Here is an 18,047-nt window from a genome sequence, read left to right on the forward strand (position 1 = left end):
ATGTACAACACGGGGCAGGCGTGCAACTCCAACAAGCGGATGATCGTGATGGAGGACCTGTTCGACGACTTCGTCGGGAAGTTGACCGAGAAGGCACTGGCGCTGGAGTCGTTCTCGCCGTTGTCGTCACGTGCAGCCGCGGAGTCATTGGCCGAGCAGGTGCAGGACGCGGTCGATAAGGGTGCGACGTTGCATGCCGGCGGTGTGTTGGGTGAGGGGCCGGCGGCGTTCTACTCGCCGGCGGTGCTGACCGGCATCACCAAGGACATGCGGGCGTATTCCGAAGAGCTGTTCGGGCCGGTCGCCGTGGTCTACAGGGTCGGTTCTGACGAGGAGGCTCTGGCTTTGGCCAATGACACGGCCTATGGCTTGGGTGGTTCGGTGTTCAGCGCCGATCCGAAGCGGGCGGAGTCGTTGGCGCAGCGGCTCGAGGTCGGCATGGCCAACGTCAACACGACCGCCGGTGAGGGTGCTGAGATTCCGTTCGGCGGGGTCAAGCGCTCAGGTTTCGGCCGTGAGCTCGGCCCGTTGGGTATGGACGAGTTCGTCAACAAGCGGATGTTCTACATCGCCGACTAACCCCATGGGTTTCGAGGCTCCGCTTCGCTCCGCACCTCAACCACCGTTGGTTGAGGTGCGGAGGCCGCTTGCGGTCGTAGCCTCGAAACCACCCCTGGATTAGGCCTCGGGCCAGGCGATGCTCATGTACTGGGTCTCCTGGAACTCCTCCATGCCGACCCGGGCACCCTCGCGGCCGATACCGCTTTGCTTCATGCCACCGAACGGCGCCGCCGGATCGGAGACCAGACCGCGGTTGACGCCGACCATGCCGGCTTCGACCTGCTCGCTCAAGCGGATCGCGCGCTGCAACTCCCCGGCGAAGACGTAGGCGGCAAGACCCATCTCGGTGCCGTTGGCCAGCGCGATGACCTCATCGTCCGACGTCCAGGTGACGATCGGCGCGATGGGACCGAAGATCTCCTCCTGCACGACCGAGGCGTCGGCCGGAACATCGACCAAGACCGTCGGGGGGAAGTAGAAGCCCTTGCTGTCGGACGGAATCGGCGACTGGTGGGCGATCTTCGCGCCCGCCGCGACGGCGTCCTCGAGCAGTGCCGTGATCTCGTCGACCGCCTTGGCATTGATCAAGGGGCCGATGTCGGAACCCTCGCTGGCCGGACCGACAGTCAACGCCTCGACCTTGGCGCCGAGCTTGGCCGTGAACTCCTCGGCGACGTCGGCATGGACGTACAGCCGGTTGGCCGCGGTGCACGCCTGGCCCCCGCCGCGGAACTTCGCGATCATGGCACCCGCGACGGCTGCGTCGATGTCGGCGTCCTCGGTCACGATGAACGGGGCGTTGCCACCCAGCTCCATCGACGAGTTGATGACCCGGTCGGCCGCCTGCTTGAGCAGCATCTGGCCGATTCCGGTCGAGCCCGTGAACGAGATCTTGCGGACCCGCTCGTCTGCCATCCAGGTACCGACGATCTTCGATGCCGACCGCGACGGCACGATGTTGACGACGCCGGCGGGCACACCGGCCTCGACCATGAGCTTGGCGATCGCGAAGGCCGTCAGCGGAGTCTCCGAGGCGGGCTTGAGCACGACGGTGCAACCGGCCGCGAGGGCCGGGGCGATCTTGCGGGCAGCCATCGCGGCTGGGAAGTTCCACGGGGTCACGAGCGCTGCGACACCGACCGGATGGTGGGTGACGAGCGTACGGGTGCCACCGGCGGGCGCGGTGCCGTAGTCGCCGCCCATCCGGACAGCCTCTTCTGCGAACCAGCGGAAGAACTCCGCCGAGTACGTGACTTCGCCGATCGCGTCGGACAGCGACTTGCCGTTCTCGGCAGCGATCAGCGCACCGAGCTCATCCCGGTCGCGGATCATGAGCTCGAACGTCCGACGCAAGATTTCGGCACGCTCGCGCGGTGCGACCTTGCGCCACGACGGCAGAGCCGCAGCGGCAGCATCGACCGCAGCGGTGGCGTCGGCTTCGGTGCCGTTGGAGGACTGGGCGAAGGCCTCGCCGGTCGCGGGGTCGACGACGTCGAACTCGCCACCTTCGCTGGCCAGCCACTCATTGTTGATGAACACGTCAGTGGTCACTGTGCAGTCTCCTTGAAGAGGTTGATCAGGATGTCGAGCGCCTCGGTCAGCAGATCGTCGCCGATGGCCAGAGGTGGCAGGAATCGCAGCACGTTGCCGTAGGTTCCACACGTCAAGACGATCACGCCTTGCTGGTGAGCGCTGCTCGCGATGCTCTTGGCCAGATCGGCGTCCGGTTCGTCGGTACCCGATTTCACGAGTTCTACCGCGATCATGGCGCCGCGACCGCGAACATCACCGAGACGGTCATCGTCGGCCTGCAGCCGGTTCAGAGTGTCGAGCATCAGCCGCTCGATCTCCAGTGCCCGGTCGATCAGTCCGTCGGCCTCGATCGTCTCGATCGTGGCGAGGGCCGCAGCGCAGGCCAGCGGGTTGCCGCCGTAGGTTCCGCCCAAACCGCTGACGTGCGAGGCATTCATGATGTCGGCGCGACCTGTGACGGCCGACAACGGCAGGCCGCCGGCGATGCCCTTCGCGGTCACGATCAGATCGGGCACGATGCCTTCGCGGTCGCACGCGAACATCGCGCCGGTGCGGGCGAATCCGGTCTGCACCTCGTCAGCGACGAACACGACGCCGTTGACGGTGCACCAGTCGACGATCGCAGCCAAGAAGCCGTCGGCGGGGACGATGAAGCCGCCCTCACCCTGGATCGGCTCGATCACGACGGCGGCGAGGTTGTCGGCGCCGATCTGCTTCTCGATGACGTTGATCGCACGCTTCGCGGCGGCCTGACCGTCGATGTTCTTGTCGTCGCGGTAGGGATATGACAGCGGCGCACGGTAGACCTCGGGCGCGAACGGGCCGAAGCCACTCTTGTAGGGCATCGACTTGGCCGTCATGGCCATCGTCAGGTTGGTGCGACCGTGGTAGGCGTGGTCGAAGACGACGACGGCCTGCTTCTTAGTGTGCGCACGGGCGATCTTGATCGCGTTCTCGACGGCTTCGGCGCCGGAGTTGAACAGCGCCGAGACCTTCTCGTGATCACCGGGCGTCAGCCGGTTGAGCTGCTCGGCGACGGCGACGTAGCCCTCGTACGGGGTGACCATGAAGCAGGTGTGGGTGAAGGCCTCGACCTGCGCCTGGACGGCCTCGACGACGCGGGGAGCGCTGTTGCCGACCGACGTCACGGCGATGCCGGACCCCAGGTCGATCAGCGAGTTGCCGTCGACGTCCTTGACGATTCCGCCGCCGGCTTCGACCGCGAACACCGGCATCGTGGTCCCGATCCCGGCCGCGACCGCGGCGTTCTTGCGAGCCATCAGCTCGACGGAGCGGGGCCCGGGCAGGGCCGTGACGAGTTGACGACGTTGTTCGATAGTGGCGCTCATACCCCTATTGTTCCGCGCTAGTCCTATGCCGTCCAATACTCAATTTTGATCGAGGCTATGCTTACTAGGCATGGAACTGAGAACGCTTGGATACTTCGTGGCGGTGGCCGATTCCGGGTCGGTCAGCGCTGCTGCGGACGTCGTCCATGTGACCCAGCCGGCGATCTCTCGGCAGCTGAGGCAACTCGAGCGCGATCTGGGGGTCGACCTGTTCGTACGGTCGGCGGGCCGGCTGCGGCTCAGTGCTGCGGGACGTGCATTCCTGCCGCATGCCGAGGACGTGCTGCGGCGGGCGCGGGGAGCGCAGGACGCGGCTCGTTCATATGCGGCCGGCCGGCTCGAACGTCTCACGATCGCCACGCCGACCACGACCTTGACCGACGTCATCGCGCCGTTCCTCGCGACCTTGGAGGCCGACGACCCGATGCCGACGGTGCTGGAGTCCGATCCGAGTGAGGCCTATGACTGGCTACGGCGGGGCGCAGATCTCGCGCTCGCGACCGAGGCGCCGGCCGCGTCACTGGCCAGAGCCGCGGTCGCGGTGTTGCCGGTGTGGGCCTACGTGCGCCCGGACCACCCGTGGCATCGTCGCGACGCCGTGCCGATCGCTGAGCTCGCGGCCGAGACGATCCTGGCGCTCAGTCGGACATATAAACCGCGACAGATTCTCGACTCCGCACTGGAGGCCGCAGCTCTGTCGACCGAGCATGTCGTCGATTGCAGCAATCCGCAGGTCGCCCAGGCGCTCGCCGCGGCAGGACGCGGCGTCGCCGTGGTCTCCGACGATCCGCGGTTCGACCTGCACCCCTTGGAGATCATCGGCCGGGACGGACCGTTGAGGATCGAGCTGTTCGCTGCCTGGGAGCCGAGTCACCACGCGGCGGCGACGATGGTCGGCCTGGCCGCCAGGCTGCGAGAGTTCTGCATCGTCCGTTACGGCGCGGACGTGGCGCCGCCCTGAAGGCCAGGACTCGCTACTTGTGGGAATTTACCTCGAGGATCATTTCCTGTGCGCTCTTGAAGTAGCGCGAATGTGTACGCATCAGACTGTCTTGTGAGTCGGCTCCCAGCACCACAATCTCGATGTTGGGGTCGTTTCTGAACTCATCCTCGAGCTCGAAACGAAGTTGCATGGCATGAGGGCGGTCCTGTGAACTGAAAGTCCTTCGGACTGTCGATGCTCCAGACGAGCGGTCGTAGACAACTAGAAAGTAGTTCATCTCAGCTCCAACCTCCTGACGCATCTGCAAGAGAATTGAGTAGTTTTCGCAATTCGTCCTGCCGTTCGGACCGTTCTTGCGTCCGCTGAAGAACGCGAGCCTTCATATCGTCAACCTCTTCCAGCATAGCTTTCGAGTCAACGTCCGGGCCGAGCTCGTCGGGATCTTGTTGGAGGCGTCGCTCAAGATCTGCCAGCTGGTCACCAAAGGCCTCGTCTTCGAGCCCGGCCACTGAGTCGGCTTCCAGGGCGTCGCTGAACTGCATCAGCGATCGGAGCAATCCTTCACGCGTCAATTCGCCCAATGCTGACTTTGTCGGGTGTGGTGGGGGCTCGCCATAGCGGATGCCCCGGCCCCAGACGTCGCCCAGCTTTTCGATGAGCTGAGCCCAAGCATCTTGTCCTGCGGTGCGAATCTGTATCTCCACCGGCAGGTCGTGCACCACCACGATGACGTGTAGCGCCCGGTATCCGTGTGAAGGTTCAACACGCCGATCGGAAAGTCGCGGAGGACGGGTAGTCCCGGAGAACTCGTTCAACAAAGCCGCGCCGAGTTCGTTCTGCTGGCCGCGACTTAGGTCTCCGGCAATGCGTATGCCGGCGATGTCCTGCATTCCTTTGAGGCCCATCCCCGCCTGTCGACGGAGCTTTTCGCGGATGGTGCCGGTGGTCTTGACCCTGGTCGCGATTCCAAGGGTTGGTCCGCCGGATGAAAAGCCGGCCACGATATGTCTAACCCTTTCTTCGGACTCGGCCAATACGACGTCGTACGCTGCCAGTACCGATCGAAGAAGAGCTCGATTACTGTCGCTTGGCTCCCCATCGTCAGCGAGACGCTGTCCAAGTTTGTCCAAGGCTGATCTGGAGCAGGGGAGGGCAGACTCGTCGCCAGCGGACATTCGCCGATGGTCCCACAAATCTTCTGGCAGCGGGGCCTCTATCGCACAGCTGAAAGCTAGGGAGTAGCGCGCGCGGCGGCGGGTCGGAGCAGACCCTCGCGATCAGCCTTGAGCTCGAACCACAGGGTCATGAATGGCGGGATGGCCGAGACCAGCGCCAGAAGGGCGGTCTTCACATTCCACCTGAACGTGAAGTAGGCGACAACGCACATCACGACATATGCCACGAAGATGCCGCCGTGGATCGGACCGGCGGTGGGGACTCCGCCTTCTGCGAGTCCGAAGGGTTCGGTCTCGAGGATCCACTTGCAGAGCATGGCCAGCAACAGCAAGAGCCAGGAGATGGCTTCGGCAATGGCTACGACACGAAACAGGGTGCGGACGATCGAGGGATTCACGCCCACACGCTACCCGGGTAACAGAAACGCAACACGGGCCGGTGACAATGACGTTATGGCTTTCCTGCTGCGCGTCGAACTGCCCGACGTGCCCGGATCGCTGGGAGCGCTGGCAACTGCTCTCGGTAGTGCGGGCGCCGACATCGAGGCAATCGAGATCGTGGAGCGTCGAGCCGACGGCTTGGTCGTCGACGACGTGCTGTTGGAGTTGCCGCCCCAGGTCATGCCTGACGCTCTGATCACGGCGTGCCATCGTCTTGAAGGTGTCAAAGTCGCCTGGATCTCGCGGTATAACGCCGGAGCGAATCTGAGTATGGACCTCGAGGCGGTCGAACGGTTCACCGACGATCCGGCGCGTGCGATAGAGCGGCTCATCGAGGTGATTCCGGAGACCTTCCGCACCGATTGGGCCATGGCGCTGGATCGGGTCGATGGCCAGATGCACGTCATGGCGACGTCGTCCACGGCGCCTGAGCTTGTCGCCGAGGCAGCCGACTGGCTGGGTCTGCGTAAGGCCAAGGTGCTGCGTGAAGTGCCGGCCTGGGACTCCACGGTGCTCGCCGCGTCTCCGGCACGCGATCGCCGCGGTGACGGTTTCGTGGTTGTCGTCGGTCGCCACGGTGGTCCGGAGTTCCTGCCGTCGGAGGTCGCCCGCCTCGGTCACATGGTTTCGCTCGCAGCGAGCGTCCAAACCGTATGACGGTGGTAAACCGTCAGGCCTTCGGTGCGGTCCCCGGGACGTGGGCGTGGTGGAACCGTCCCAGCGCGTCGACCTCGGACTCCATCTGAGGGACGGTCTTGACCGCGATCTTCCTCAAGATCGGCCAGACGGCAGGGGAGTTCACGAGCGCCTTGGTCCAGTTGGACGCCCCGACCTTGCCCGGGACGTAGACCCGGCTCTTGCGCTTGGCGAACCCTGCGAGGATCAGCGACACACACTCCTCGACGCTCGTGGTGCCGTTGGCCGGCCAGGGCAGTCTCTTGCGGGTCTCGCGGAAGGACGGCAGATCGCTTTCGGCGTTGCGGACGATATCTGTGTCGATCCATGACGGATGGCAGATGCCGACAGCCACGCCCAAGTGGGCGACTTCCTGCTTGTAGGCGAGTCCGAGCGACTCGGCACCGGCCTTGCTCGCGTTGTAGGAGGCCAGTCCGGCCAGCGGGGTGAACGAGGCCTGCGATGCGACGACGAGCGCGTAGCCGCGGCTCTTCGCCAGATGCGGGGTGGCGTACTTGAGGGTGCGGAACACGCCATTGACGTTGATGTCGACCACGCGCTCGAATGCGGCATCGTCGATCTGGCGGACCGTGCCGTACGACGCGATACCCGCGTTCGCCAACACGAAGTCGATTTGGCCGAAGTGTTGGGCGGCGGCGTCGATTGCGGCTTCGACCGCGGCGCCGTCGCGCACATCGGCCTCCCACCAGGCGGCGCTGTCACCCAAGTCGGCCGCGAGAGCCGTCAGCAGATCGGGTTCGAGGCCGACGAGAGCGACCTTGCCACCTTGAGCAACGAATTCGCGAGCGACGCCGGCACCGATACCGCGCGCCGCGCCCGTGATGAGTGCGACAGATCCGGCAAATTTCAAAGTCATGGCATCAACATACCGTCGGTATCTGGAATGTGCCAGTGCTGATGTCACATAGACGCGACTACCGGGATTTGTGCCGTCGGTCGAGCCGCTCGCGCAAGTTGTCGAACGTCGTGCAGAACCACAGGTCCGTCCCGCGGTTGGACTCTGTGACCCAGCTGCTGAGTGACTTGCTGGTGTCGAGGTGACCGGAGATGTCTCCGACGATCGCGAGACGCACGTGGTAATTGACGAACTTCTGGGCGATATCGCCGGCGACACCGGTCCGCAGATCGAAGAACTCGGGGACCAGACGTTCGGCAGGAATCGCGACCAGTTCGGCACGCTCGCCCAATGCCTCACCGATGACATCAGTGGCGCTGCTGGCGTCCGCGATCGGCGAGCCGTCGGGTGCGCAGAGCATCACGGTCGTTCCATACACGGTGACGAGGTGCTCAGCGGTCATGCGAAGACGATACCCAGCAGGCGCGGTCGGCGGGCGCGATACCCTCACGCCCATGACCGTTTCTGACATCTTCGACCCGACCGCCTGGAAAGAGATCCCCGGATTCGAGGGATTGACCGACGTCACGTACCACCGCGCCGTCGATCACGGAACAGTCCGCATCGCGTTCAACCGACCCGAGGTGCGCAACGCATTCCGGCCGCACACGGTCGACGAGCTGTTGTCGGTGCTCGAGCACGCGCGGGCGTCGTCGGACGTCGGTTGCGTGCTGCTGACCGGCAACGGTCCCTCGTCCAAGGACGGCGGGCACTCGTTCTGCTCCGGCGGCGATCAGCGCATCCGCGGCAAGGTCGGCTACCAATACGCAGACGGTGCCACCGCCGAGACGGTCGACAAGGGCAAGCTCGGCCGGCTCCACATCCTGGAGTGCCAGCGCCTCATCCGGTTCATGCCCAAGATCGTCATCGCGGTTGTCAACGGCTGGGCGGCGGGCGGCGGTCATAGCCTGCACGTCGTCGCCGACCTGACGCTCGCGTCCAGGGAGCACGGCAAGTTCAAGCAGACCGATGCCGACGTCGGTTCGTTCGACGGCGGTTTCGGGTCGGCTTACCTCGCCCGGCAGGTCGGCCAGAAGTTCGCCCGCGAGATCTTCCTGCTCGGCGACGAGTATTCCGCCGAGGACGCCCATCGCATGGGCATGGTCAACAAGGTCGTCCCGCACGCCGAGCTTGAGGCCGAAGCGCTGGAGTGGGGCCGCAAGATCAACGCGAAGTCGCCGACCGCCCAGCGCATGCTCAAGTACTCGTTCAACCTGATCGACGATGGACTGGTCGGCCAGCAGGTGCTCCTTGGCGAGACAACCCGCTTGGCCTACATGACTGACGAGGCCCAGGAGGGGCGCGACGCGTTCCTGGAGAAGCGCGATCCCGATTTCTCCGAATATCCCTGGTACTACTGAGCTCCCTCAGCTGAGGGCGGTGCGTTGGCGTCCAAGATCCTGCGCCACGTGGACGCCAGCGCACCGCTCAGCGGGGAGGTGGACTCGCGGGGTCAGCGGCGCTTCTTCTTCGGCTTCTTCTTCACGTTGATGACCTGGATCGCGGTGTTGGACGGGTAGTAGTCGGCGTTGCCCGTCTGGGTGGCCGTCAGGACGCAGGTGCCGGCCTTGCGGAACTTCACCAAGCCCTTCGCGTCGACTCGGCACGACGAGGTCAGCGTCGTGAACTTGGCACGCATGCCGGACGGGCTGCCCTTGGTGCGCGCTTGGTACTTGCCTCCGACGACAGGCTTCTTGGCCTTGGCCGCGAACGCCAACGTGCCCTGCGGACCTCGGTACGCCGTCACGGTCTGGCTGACGGGCGGCGTGTCGAACAAGTTGGGATCGGTGCCACGCGCTGCCGTGATGACGCAGGCGCCGACATTCTTGAACGTGACCCGGGCCGAACCGTTGCGCGGGTCCGACACCGTGCAGCGCGACGAACCGGTGGTGAACTTGATCGGCGTCTGCGGCGTGCCTCCGGATGCCGCCACCTGATAGCTGCCACCAGCCAAGGGGTTGCCTGGGGGTGACGAGGTGATGGCGACCTTGCGGGTGCCCTTCGTGATGTTGAACGTTGTGCTGTCGGAGAGCCCGGCGGCATGCGCGGTCACGGTGACAGGACCGACGTTGGCCGTGGGACCGGCCATGACCTTGACCGAGTAGTGGCCGGACCCCTTGGTGAACTCGGTGAAGGTCACGGCGGGATTGGTACTGCTGAACGTGAAGTCCTGCCCGGAGATGGGAGTGTCGGCCTGGTCGCGCAGCTCCATCCACAAGAGCACGTAGGACGGACCGCCGACCGCGATGTCGAAGTAGCCGTCACCCACGGACAAACTGCCCGGCAGGGTCTCGTACGTGAACGAGACGCCGGGTCCTTCGGTGGTCACTTCGTTGGTCGTGAGGGTGAACACCGAGGTGTCGACGTATGACGAGCCGCCTCCGCCGCCGGCCTGGGACGCGCCACCTCCGCCGCCGTAGTAGCCCCCGCCGCCACCAGCACCGCCGGAGCTACCTGAGACGGCGATCTTTCCTGTGCCGCCGGCACCGAGGACGCCAGAGGAGCCGACCCCGCCGTTGAGCATGTTTCCGGGAATGCAGACATTGGCGACGGCGTCGCCGCCCGCGCCGCCCGCGGTCTGGCTGCCGCCGTGAGCCACGGTCGCGGTATTGGTGCAGTAGCCGGTGTCGCCGGGCTTGCCGCTCTGGCCCTCGCCTGCCAGCCCGGCGTCGCCACCGCCACCTTTGCCTTCGTTCTGGCCCGGGTAGGCCCCGCCACCGCCACCGGCCACCAGCTTCCGGTCGGTCAGCTCGTTGCCGGCGAACCGGATGTCGGACGCGCCGCCACCGCGTCCGTTGAGCGAACCGAAGTTTCCTCCGGCGGCGCCGCCGTTGTAGCCGGCCCCTTGGCCACCACCGCCGCCGGTGTCGCCGTTTCCGGCGGTGGTGACGTAGAGCTTCTGACCGGGGGTCACGGTCATCTTTCCGGCGAGCTTGACGCCGAGACCTCCGCTGACGCCGGTTGCATTGCGGAGCCCGCGGCCGCCGATCGCCACGAAGTCGATCGAGGTCACGCCGGGGGGAACGGTCCACTCGGTGCTGGCGGCGGGCTCGAAGTGCTTGGTGTTGGGGAAGGTGGTCGGCGCGGCGGACGTCGGCGAAGCGCCGACCAGCGCGAGTCCACTGGCCGCGAGGGCGAGGGCGGTGACCCGGGCAACAGTGGGCACGAGGAAGGGCAGGGTCATTCGGACTACTCCTGGCTTTGCGGCGGCGAAAGCAGGCCGACGGACGACGAGGTGATGGGCGGAACAACTCTATTCGCCGATGGGGTCGGGCGGTCCCGAATGCCAAGAACCAGCTCAACGCTCAGCGAGAAGAGTGCTTGGCTGCGATGGTGGCATGCTGGGGCCATGCCATGGGAGCCGGTTACGACGGGCCGATCCGGGGCCCTGGTCACCCGAGCAGGTGATGTTTTCCGCAAGCAGACCGCGGACGAGTCGGAGGACCTCCGCCTCGAGGCAGAGCGCCTGTCGTGGCTGCGGATGCACGACATCCCCGCGCCGGAGGTCTTGGAGAGCCGACGCTCGTTGATCGTGACGCGGGCTGTGCCAGGGCTGACCGCAGACGATCCATGGCCCGAGGCCCTGCGGCCGCGTGTCGTCGCCGCACTCGCACGCCTCACTGCAGACATTCACGCACTCCCGATCGAAGCGTGTCCCTTCGACCGGCGGCTTGCTGCGGTGATCCCGGAAGCGCTGGAAGCTGATGTCGATCTGGACGACCTGGACCCGGAGCGGACGGGTTGGAGCCGGGACCTACTGGTGGAGGAATTGCTCGGTCGGCGGCCCAAGAGCGAGGACCTCGTGGTCTGTCACGGCGATCTCAGTCTGCCCAATGTCCTGCTTGACCCCGAGTCGGCGGAGGTCACCGGCGTGATCGACGCCGGCCGTCTCGGTGTGGCGGATCGGTGGACGGACCTTGCTCTGCTGACCCGATCTCTCGACGATCCCGACAACGACCAGTTCAGTCCAGGAGCGGTCGAGGCGTATCTGGCCGGGTACGGCATCGAGCCGGACCGTGAGAAATGCGACTACTACCGGCTGCTCGACGAGTTCTTCTGACCGGCAGAACTCGTAGTGTGATCCCGTGGCCAGACTCAGCTTCGTCGTCGGTGGATCCGAGGGCATCGGTTCGTCCGTCGCGGGGCGCCTCGCCGCACGCGGCGACGATGTCATTGTGCTGTCACGCTCGGAGACGAAACTGGCGGCTGCCGTGGAGCGCCTGGAGGGCCTGCGCCGGCATCCCGATCAGACGCTCATGTCCAGCAGCATCGATGTCACCGATCCCGTAACGATGTCGCGGACGATTGATGAGCTCGTCGCCGCCCACGGTACGCCGGACCTCGTCGTGAACACCGCTGGTTATGCCCGGCCGGGTTGGCTCGGTGAGATCCCGGCAGATGACGTCCGCGGCATGGTCGAGGTCAATCTCCTCGGCACGATCAACCTGGCCAGGGCCGTCGTGCCGTACCTGCAAGCGTCCGGACGCGGAATCTTCGTCACGACCTCGTCGATGGCAGGACTGGCGGGCGTGTTCGGCTACACGGTCTACAGTGCGACCAAGTTCGGTGTCATCGGCCTGTCCGAGGCGCTTCGGCGCGAAGTCGAGCCGTACGGGGTGCGGGTTCTGGTGCTCTGTCCGCCGAACACCCTGACGCCGGGCTTCGAGACCGAGAACCTCCACAAGCCGGCCGAAGTGCTGGCGGTCGAGGAGAAGGCCAGCACGATGACGGCCGATGAGGTCGCCGACCATCTGCTGCGTGCGCTCTCGCGTCGACGTGGCTTCTTGATCGTCCCTGGCCGAAGCAATCGGCTCGCGGCGTTCGCGATCCGCCACCTGCCCCGACTGGTCGACCGTGAGCTTCGGCGTCCGGTAGAAGGCGTTGCCCGCAGCACTGAGGCATAGCCTGCTTCTCGTGCAATGAGACGCAGGTCTCACTGGGTGGTCGGCTCAGGTGACGAACAGATAACGTTCGCCGAATGAGCATCATCGGAGTGGTTACGGAATCGGTTGCGGGTGAGACGCGGGTGGCTGCGACCCCTGCGACGGTCGCTCAGCTGATCGGCCTTGGCTATCAGGTGTCGGTCGAGTCAGGAGCAGGGGTGAAATCGTCCTTCACGGATGAGGCGTACACCGCTGCCGGCGCGTCGATCGGCAGCAGAGCCGACGTGTGGCGCAGTGACATCGTGTTCAAGGTCAACGCACCCAACGTCGATGAGATCGGCCAGCTGGCAGATGGCGCGACACTGATCAGCCTGATCAGCCCCGCCCTGAACCCCGAGCTCGTCGAGCAACTGTCGACCCGTCCCATCACTGTGCTCGCGATGGACGCCGTCCCGCGCATCTCGCGCGCGCAGTCGATGGACGTGCTCAGCTCGATGGCCAATATCGCCGGCTATCGCGCCGTCGTCGAGGCCGCCAACGTCTTCGGCCGCTTCTTCACCGGTCAGATCACTGCTGCGGGCAAGGTTCCGCCCGCCAAGGTGCTCGTCGCCGGTGTCGGCGTCGCCGGTCTTGCCGCGATCGGCACGGCCAACAGCCTCGGCGCGATCGTCCGCGCCACCGACCCGCGTGCGGAGGTCGCCGACCAGGTCAAGTCGCTGGGCGGTGAGTACCTCAAGGTTGAGGTCGAGACCGAGCAGTCGACCGACGGCTACGCGAAGGCGACGTCCGAGGCCTACGACGCGCGCGCTGCGGAGATCTACTCCGAGCAGGCCGCCGACGTCGACATCATCATCACGACTGCTCTGATCCCGGGCCGCGCCGCACCGATTCTGATCACGGCCGACGATGTTGCCTCGATGAAGTCGGGCAGTGTCATCGTCGACATGGCCGCAGCCAACGGCGGCAACGTCGTCGGTTCGGTGCCCGGTGAAGCAGTCGTCACCGCTAATGGCGTCACGATCCTCGGCTACACCGACCTGGCCGGACGTCTGCCCACCCAGGCCTCGCAGCTGTACGGCACCAACCTGGTCAACCTGATGAAACTGCTGACCCCGGCCAAGGACGGCCAGCTGGTGCTGGACTTCGAGGACGTCGTGCAGCGCACCATCACGGTCGTGCGTGCCGGTGAGACGACGTGGCCGCCTCCGCCGGTGCAGGTCTCGGCCGCCCCGGCTGCTGCGCCCGTCGCGGCCGTCGAGCCCAAGCCCGCCAAGCAGCCCATGACGCAGAGCAAGAAGCTGACGCTCGTCGGGATCGGCATCCTCGCGCTGTTCCTGATCAATGCCTATGCGCCCGCGCCGCTGCCGCAGCACTTCACGGTGCTGACACTCGCGATTGTGATCGGCTACTACGTCATCGGCAAGGTGCACCACGCGCTGCACACGCCGTTGATGTCGGTGACGAACGCGATCAGCGGCATCATCGTGGTCGGCGCGATGTTGCAGATCGGGGTGGACGGCACTGAGAACGACACCGTCATCCGGGTGCTGGCGTTCATCGCGATCCTGCTGGCCAGTATCAACGTCTTCGGCGGATTCGCCGTGACCCGTCGCATGCTCAGCATGTTCTCGAAGTAGGGGCTGACCATGGATTCACTGAGTATCTCCACCGCGGCGTACATCGTCGCCTCGCTGCTGTTCATCCTGTCGCTGGCCGGCCTCTCCAAGCACGAATCGGCCTCGCAAGGCGTCCTGTTCGGCATCGCCGGCATGACGATCGCGCTGGTTGCGACGTTCATCGTGATCGCCGATCTCGCTGACGGGACTGCTGTGGTCCTGTTGCTGGTCGCGGTCGCGATCGGTGCTGCGATCGGCCTGTGGCGGGCCCGCGTCGTTGAAATGACCGGGATGCCTGAGCTCATCGCACTGCTGCACTCATTCGTGGGTCTGGCCGCCGTGCTGGTCGGCTGGAACGGCTACCTCGAACACGGTTCGTTCGCCCTGCAGTCGCTCGAAGACATCCACAACGCCGAGGTCTTCATCGGTGTGTTCATCGGCGCGGTGACGTTCACGGGTTCGATCGTGGCGTACCTGAAGCTCTCGGCGAAGATCAAGTCGAACCCGTTGATGCTCCCGGGCAAGAACTACATCAACCTCGGCGCCCTCGGCCTGTTCCTGATCCTGACGATCTGGTTCGTCATCAGCCCCGCGCTGTGGCTGCTCATCGCGGTGACGATCGTGGCGCTCGCGCTCGGCTGGCACCTCGTGGCGTCGATCGGCGGCGGCGATATGCCGGTCGTCGTCTCGATGCTCAACTCGTACTCCGGTTGGGCTGCTGCGGCCTCGGGATTCCTGCTCAACAACGATGCGCTGATCGTCACAGGCGCGCTCGTCGGCTCGTCGGGTGCATACCTGTCGTACATCATGTGCCAGGCCATGAACCGCTCGTTCATCTCGGTCATCGCCGGCGGCTTCGGCATCGAGGCCGGCCCTGCCGATGACAAGGACTACGGCGAGCATCGCGAGATCAACGCCGCCGACACCGCCGAACTGCTCAAGAACGCTTCGTCCGTGATCATCACTCCTGGCTATGGCATGGCCGTCGCGCAGGCGCAGTACCCCGTCGCAGAGCTGGTCTCCAAGCTCCGCGAGCGTGGGGTCGACGTCAAGTTCGGTATCCATCCCGTCGCGGGTCGCCTGCCGGGGCACATGAACGTGCTCCTGGCAGAGGCCAAGGTTCCGTACGACATCGTGCTCGAGATGGACGAGATCAACGACGACTTCAAGGACACCTCGGTGGTCCTGGTCATCGGCGCCAATGACACCGTCAATCCGGCCGCGACCGAGGATCCGACCAGCCCGATCGCGGGTATGCCGGTGCTGACGGTCTGGGAAGCGTCCGACGTCGTGGTGTTCAAGCGGTCGATGGCCACGGGTTACGCGGGCGTGCAGAATCCGCTGTTCTTCCGCGAGAACTCGCAAATGCTGTTCGGCGACGCCAAGGAGCGCGTCGACGACATCCTCAAGGCGCTGTGACCACGTGACGCCGTAGACGGTCGGTCGTTACTGATCTCAGTAGCGACCGACCACTGACGGAGGAACGCCGTGGACAAGCCCGAGTACGACCGCCCCGAGGACGACGAGAGCAAGGGCAGCCGGTCGTTGATCTTCCTGGTCCTGGCGATTGTCGTGGTGGGCATCTTCTACTTCGGCTACTACCGTTGACGCTCGTGCCCGTTGGTTGAGGTGCGGAGGCCGCTTACGGCCGTAGCCTCGAAGCCACCGGGCTCGTAGTCACGCCTGGTGGTTTCGACAAGCTGGCGGCTTCGCCGCGCTGCGGCTCAACCCGTCGTCGACGTTCGCTCGCGGGGCGAGCTCAGTCGACGACGCCGTACAGTCTGTCGCCAGCGTCGCCCAGACCGGGGACGATGTAGCCCAGCTCGTTGAGCTTCTCATCGAGCCCTGCCGTCACGAGCGTCACCGGCACATCGATTTCGGCGAGTTCCTTCTCAAGACGCGCGACGCCCTCCGGCGCGGCGAGCAATGTGATCGCGGTGATGTTGTCGGCACCCCGCTTGAGCAGGAAGTCGATCGCGGCGGCAAGTGATCCGCCGGTGGCGAGCATCGGGTCGAGGACGTAGCACTGACGACCCGTGAGATCGTCTGGCAGGCGCTCGGCGTAGGTGACGATCTCGAACGTCTCGTCATTGCGGACCATACCGAGGAATCCGACCTCGGCGGTGGGCAGCAGGCGCTGCATGCCTTCCAGCATGCCGAGCCCGGCGCGCAGGATCGGCACAACGAGCGGGCGCGGATCGCTCAGGCGGACGCCTTTGGCGGCGGCGACCGGAGTCATGACGTCGACCGGCTCGACCCGGACGCCGCGGGTGGCTTCATAGGCCAGGAGCGTGACGAGCTCATCGGCGAGACGCCGGAACGTGGGCGAGTCGGTGGTCTCATCGCGCAGCACCGTGAGCTTGTGCGAGATGAGCGGGTGATTGGCGACGTGTACCTGCATGTCACGAGACTAGTCGCCAGAGACAGTGAGATCGTTGTCCGGTGACGAATGACGAGTGGATGGGCGAGGCCCTCGACCTGGCCAGGGCAGCTGTCGCCGACGGTGACGTGCCCGTCGGTGCGCTCGTCATCGACCCCGGCGGAGTCGTGATCGGTCGGGGACGCAACACCCGCGAGCGCGACGGCGATCCGACGGGGCACGCCGAGATCGTCGCGATCAGGGAGGCCGCAGCCGTCCGGGGCGAGTGGCGGCTGGAAGGCTGCACGCTGGTCGTCACGCTCGAACCCTGCACGATGTGCGCGGGTGCGATCGTCGCCTCGAGGCTGGCCCGTCTCGTTTTCGGCGCCTTCGACGACAAGGCCGGAGCGGTCGGATCGCTCTGGGACGTCGTCCGCGACCGTCGGCTCAATCACCGTCCCGAAGTCATCAGCGGCGTTCGTGCGCCGGAGTCGGCCGCGCTGCTGCAGGAGTTCTTCGCCTCCCACCGCTGACGGTTGCCCGCGGGAAGAGGGGAGCGACCGGAGGCGTTGAACCGGGTATGAGGCTCTCGCTCCTGGACCGTTCACGGACCCGCGCGAACCGTCCCGAGGCCGAGGGGCTGACCGGCTCGATCGACCGGGCGGTGCACGCCGAGCAACTGGGTTACGACCGGTTCTGGGTCGCGGAGCACCATGCGGTCCCCGGTATCGCGAGTGGTTCTCCGGCCGTACTTCTGGCGGCGATCGGTGCGCACACCGAACGCATCCGCATCGGCTCCGGCGGTGTCATGCTGCCGAGTCATCAGCCGCTGGTCGTCGCCGAACAGTTCCTGATGCTGGAGGCGATGTATCCGGGCCGGATCGACCTGGGTATCGGCCGCTCGCTGGGATTCACCTCGGTGGTACGCCGGGCGTTGCGTCACGACCGTGACTCCCTCGACACGTTCGAGGACGATCTCGACGAGCTGGGTCAGTTGCTCACGGCCACCGGAACCGTCACGGCACAACCGCGTTCGCCGCGCACAGTTCCACTGGAGCTGCTCGCGACCGGGAAGGGCCTGGAAATCGCCGCTCGCCACGGACTGCCAGTCGTCGTCGGCGGTCCGATCCTCGCCGACGCGTCGATCACCGACGCACTCGACACCTACCGGCGTGACTTCCGTCCCAGCAAACAGTCCGCCGACCCCTATGTGACGATCTCGCTCGACGTCACGGTCGCGGCAGACGATGCAACGGCCCGAGAGCTCGCGCTGCCCGAGGCCTGGGCGATGGCGAGATCGCGGCAGATCGGCGAGTTTCCGCCGCTGGAATCTATCGCCGCGATCCGTGCGCAGTCGTGGTCGGCGCAAGTCAGCAAGCGGGTCGAGGACTCCCTCGCCGCGGCGGTCGCCGGATCACCGCAGACCGTCGCGTCGATGCTCGACGAGCTGACAACTCGCACCGGCGCCGATGAGCTCATGGCGTCGACTTCGACGTACGACAGAGATGATCTGCTGGCATCGGATGCGCTGTTGCGAGAGTTGATCGCCTGAGGGGCACAAAAGGGTGACAACTATTCCTTCTATCTAGTAGCATA

The 18,047-nt window shown here is 65.6% G+C and carries 18 protein-coding genes; 10 read left to right on the forward strand and 8 right to left on the reverse strand.

What is annotated here, in order from left to right; genetic code table 11:
- A partial coding sequence (locus ACXJKC_RS15425) for an aldehyde dehydrogenase family protein (RefSeq protein WP_456697626.1) occupies positions 1–579 on the forward strand: 579 nt, incomplete at its 5' end.
- A 99-nt stretch (positions 580–678) separates the two neighbouring features.
- Here ACXJKC_RS15425 and ACXJKC_RS15430 read toward each other — a convergent pair.
- Positions 679–2,112, reverse strand: coding sequence for an NAD-dependent succinate-semialdehyde dehydrogenase (locus tag ACXJKC_RS15430; protein WP_456697627.1), 1,434 nt, complete (start codon positions 2,110–2,112; stop codon positions 679–681).
- Positions 2,109–3,443 (reverse strand): 4-aminobutyrate--2-oxoglutarate transaminase, encoded by a 1,335-nt coding sequence (gene gabT / locus ACXJKC_RS15435; protein WP_456697628.1) that lies wholly within the window; start codon positions 3,441–3,443, stop codon positions 2,109–2,111. The genes ACXJKC_RS15430 and gabT overlap by 4 nt, the downstream gene beginning before the upstream one ends.
- A 70-nt stretch (positions 3,444–3,513) precedes the next feature.
- On the opposite strand from gabT, the gene ACXJKC_RS15440 reads away from it, so the two are divergent.
- A complete protein-coding gene (locus tag ACXJKC_RS15440; protein WP_456697629.1) occupies positions 3,514–4,404 on the forward strand; it encodes a LysR family transcriptional regulator in 891 nt (296 codons plus the stop codon).
- A gap of 260 nt (positions 4,405–4,664) precedes the next feature.
- Here the strand turns inward: ACXJKC_RS15440 and ACXJKC_RS15445 are convergent, their stop codons facing one another.
- Complete coding sequence (locus ACXJKC_RS15445) at positions 4,665–5,387, reverse strand: hypothetical protein (RefSeq protein ID WP_456697630.1); 723 nt, start codon at positions 5,385–5,387, stop codon at positions 4,665–4,667.
- Between the two features lie 230 nt (positions 5,388–5,617).
- Positions 5,618–5,959, reverse strand: a complete 342-nt coding sequence (locus ACXJKC_RS15450) for a DUF3817 domain-containing protein (RefSeq protein WP_456697631.1) — start codon at positions 5,957–5,959, stop codon at positions 5,618–5,620.
- 55 nt (positions 5,960–6,014) lie between these two features.
- On the opposite strand from ACXJKC_RS15450, the gene ACXJKC_RS15455 reads away from it, so the two are divergent.
- Positions 6,015–6,659: an amino acid-binding protein gene (locus ACXJKC_RS15455; protein ID WP_456697632.1), complete on the forward strand. Its 645-nt coding sequence runs from the start codon at positions 6,015–6,017 to the stop codon at positions 6,657–6,659.
- 13 nt (positions 6,660–6,672) lie between these two features.
- Here the strand turns inward: ACXJKC_RS15455 and ACXJKC_RS15460 are convergent, their stop codons facing one another.
- Positions 6,673–7,554 carry an SDR family oxidoreductase gene (locus ACXJKC_RS15460; RefSeq protein ID WP_456697633.1) on the reverse strand — a complete coding sequence of 294 codons (882 nt, stop codon included), beginning with the start codon at positions 7,552–7,554 and terminating at the stop codon, positions 6,673–6,675.
- 58 nt (positions 7,555–7,612) lie between these two features.
- Positions 7,613–7,996 carry a DUF4180 domain-containing protein gene (locus ACXJKC_RS15465; RefSeq protein WP_456697634.1) on the reverse strand — a complete coding sequence of 128 codons (384 nt, stop codon included), beginning with the start codon at positions 7,994–7,996 and terminating at the stop codon, positions 7,613–7,615.
- A gap of 52 nt (positions 7,997–8,048) precedes the next feature.
- Here ACXJKC_RS15465 and ACXJKC_RS15470 point away from each other — a divergent pair, with 52 nt between their 5' ends.
- Positions 8,049–8,954, forward strand: a complete 906-nt coding sequence (locus tag ACXJKC_RS15470; RefSeq protein WP_456697635.1) for a 1,4-dihydroxy-2-naphthoyl-CoA synthase — start codon at positions 8,049–8,051, stop codon at positions 8,952–8,954.
- Positions 8,955–9,046: 92 nt separating this feature from the next.
- Here the strand turns inward: ACXJKC_RS15470 and ACXJKC_RS15475 are convergent, their stop codons facing one another.
- A complete protein-coding gene (locus tag ACXJKC_RS15475) occupies positions 9,047–10,777 on the reverse strand; it encodes a glycine-rich protein (RefSeq protein ID WP_456697636.1) in 1,731 nt (576 codons plus the stop codon).
- Positions 10,778–10,942: 165 nt separating this feature from the next.
- Here ACXJKC_RS15475 and ACXJKC_RS15480 point away from each other — a divergent pair, with 165 nt between their 5' ends.
- From ACXJKC_RS15480 to pntB, 4 genes are all read left to right on the forward strand, one after another.
- Complete coding sequence (locus tag ACXJKC_RS15480; RefSeq protein ID WP_456697637.1) at positions 10,943–11,653, forward strand: APH(3') family aminoglycoside O-phosphotransferase; 711 nt, start codon at positions 10,943–10,945, stop codon at positions 11,651–11,653.
- Positions 11,654–11,678: 25 nt separating this feature from the next.
- The gene (locus ACXJKC_RS15485; RefSeq protein WP_456697638.1) at positions 11,679–12,497 is read left to right on the forward strand and encodes an SDR family oxidoreductase; all 819 of its coding nucleotides are present in this window, start codon (positions 11,679–11,681) and stop codon (positions 12,495–12,497) included.
- 74 nt (positions 12,498–12,571) lie between these two features.
- Positions 12,572–14,113 (forward strand): Re/Si-specific NAD(P)(+) transhydrogenase subunit alpha, encoded by a 1,542-nt coding sequence (locus tag ACXJKC_RS15490; protein WP_456697639.1) that lies wholly within the window; start codon positions 12,572–12,574, stop codon positions 14,111–14,113.
- Between the two features lie 9 nt (positions 14,114–14,122).
- Positions 14,123–15,511, forward strand: a complete 1,389-nt coding sequence (gene pntB, locus ACXJKC_RS15495) for a Re/Si-specific NAD(P)(+) transhydrogenase subunit beta (RefSeq protein WP_456697640.1) — start codon at positions 14,123–14,125, stop codon at positions 15,509–15,511.
- Between the two features lie 340 nt (positions 15,512–15,851).
- On the opposite strand, the gene upp is transcribed toward pntB, so the two are convergent.
- Positions 15,852–16,493: a uracil phosphoribosyltransferase gene (gene upp, locus ACXJKC_RS15500; protein WP_456697641.1), complete on the reverse strand. Its 642-nt coding sequence runs from the start codon at positions 16,491–16,493 to the stop codon at positions 15,852–15,854.
- 41 nt (positions 16,494–16,534) lie between these two features.
- On the opposite strand from upp, the gene tadA reads away from it, so the two are divergent.
- Positions 16,535–16,984 carry a tRNA adenosine(34) deaminase TadA gene (tadA, locus tag ACXJKC_RS15505; RefSeq protein ID WP_456697642.1) on the forward strand — a complete coding sequence of 150 codons (450 nt, stop codon included), beginning with the start codon at positions 16,535–16,537 and terminating at the stop codon, positions 16,982–16,984.
- Between the two features lie 47 nt (positions 16,985–17,031).
- Positions 17,032–18,003: an MsnO8 family LLM class oxidoreductase gene (locus ACXJKC_RS15510; RefSeq protein ID WP_456697643.1), complete on the forward strand. Its 972-nt coding sequence runs from the start codon at positions 17,032–17,034 to the stop codon at positions 18,001–18,003.
- Positions 18,004–18,047: the final 44 nt, after the last annotated feature.

Source organism: Aeromicrobium sp. P5_D10, from assembly GCF_054049535.1.

What these genes read in the sequence shown, in the direction of transcription:
- ACXJKC_RS15465 (WP_456697634.1), bottom strand. Translation starts at nt 7,996, where the DNA reads ATGACCGCTGAGCACCTCGTCACCGTGTATGGAACGACCGTGATGCTC.
- ACXJKC_RS15470 (WP_456697635.1), top strand. Translation starts at nt 8,049, where the DNA reads ATGACCGTTTCTGACATCTTCGACCCGACCGCCTGGAAAGAGATCCCC.
- ACXJKC_RS15490 (WP_456697639.1), top strand. Translation starts at nt 12,572, where the DNA reads ATGAGCATCATCGGAGTGGTTACGGAATCGGTTGCGGGTGAGACGCGG.
- ACXJKC_RS15455 (WP_456697632.1), top strand. Translation starts at nt 6,015, where the DNA reads ATGGCTTTCCTGCTGCGCGTCGAACTGCCCGACGTGCCCGGATCGCTG.
- gabT (WP_456697628.1), bottom strand. Translation starts at nt 3,443, where the DNA reads ATGAGCGCCACTATCGAACAACGTCGTCAACTCGTCACGGCCCTGCCC.
- pntB (WP_456697640.1), top strand. Translation starts at nt 14,123, where the DNA reads ATGGATTCACTGAGTATCTCCACCGCGGCGTACATCGTCGCCTCGCTG.
- upp (WP_456697641.1), bottom strand. Translation starts at nt 16,493, where the DNA reads ATGCAGGTACACGTCGCCAATCACCCGCTCATCTCGCACAAGCTCACG.
- ACXJKC_RS15480 (WP_456697637.1), top strand. Translation starts at nt 10,943, where the DNA reads ATGCCATGGGAGCCGGTTACGACGGGCCGATCCGGGGCCCTGGTCACC.
- ACXJKC_RS15510 (WP_456697643.1), top strand. Translation starts at nt 17,032, where the DNA reads ATGAGGCTCTCGCTCCTGGACCGTTCACGGACCCGCGCGAACCGTCCC.
- ACXJKC_RS15460 (WP_456697633.1), bottom strand. Translation starts at nt 7,554, where the DNA reads ATGACTTTGAAATTTGCCGGATCTGTCGCACTCATCACGGGCGCGGCG.
- ACXJKC_RS15475 (WP_456697636.1), bottom strand. Translation starts at nt 10,777, where the DNA reads ATGACCCTGCCCTTCCTCGTGCCCACTGTTGCCCGGGTCACCGCCCTC.
- ACXJKC_RS15440 (WP_456697629.1), top strand. Translation starts at nt 3,514, where the DNA reads ATGGAACTGAGAACGCTTGGATACTTCGTGGCGGTGGCCGATTCCGGG.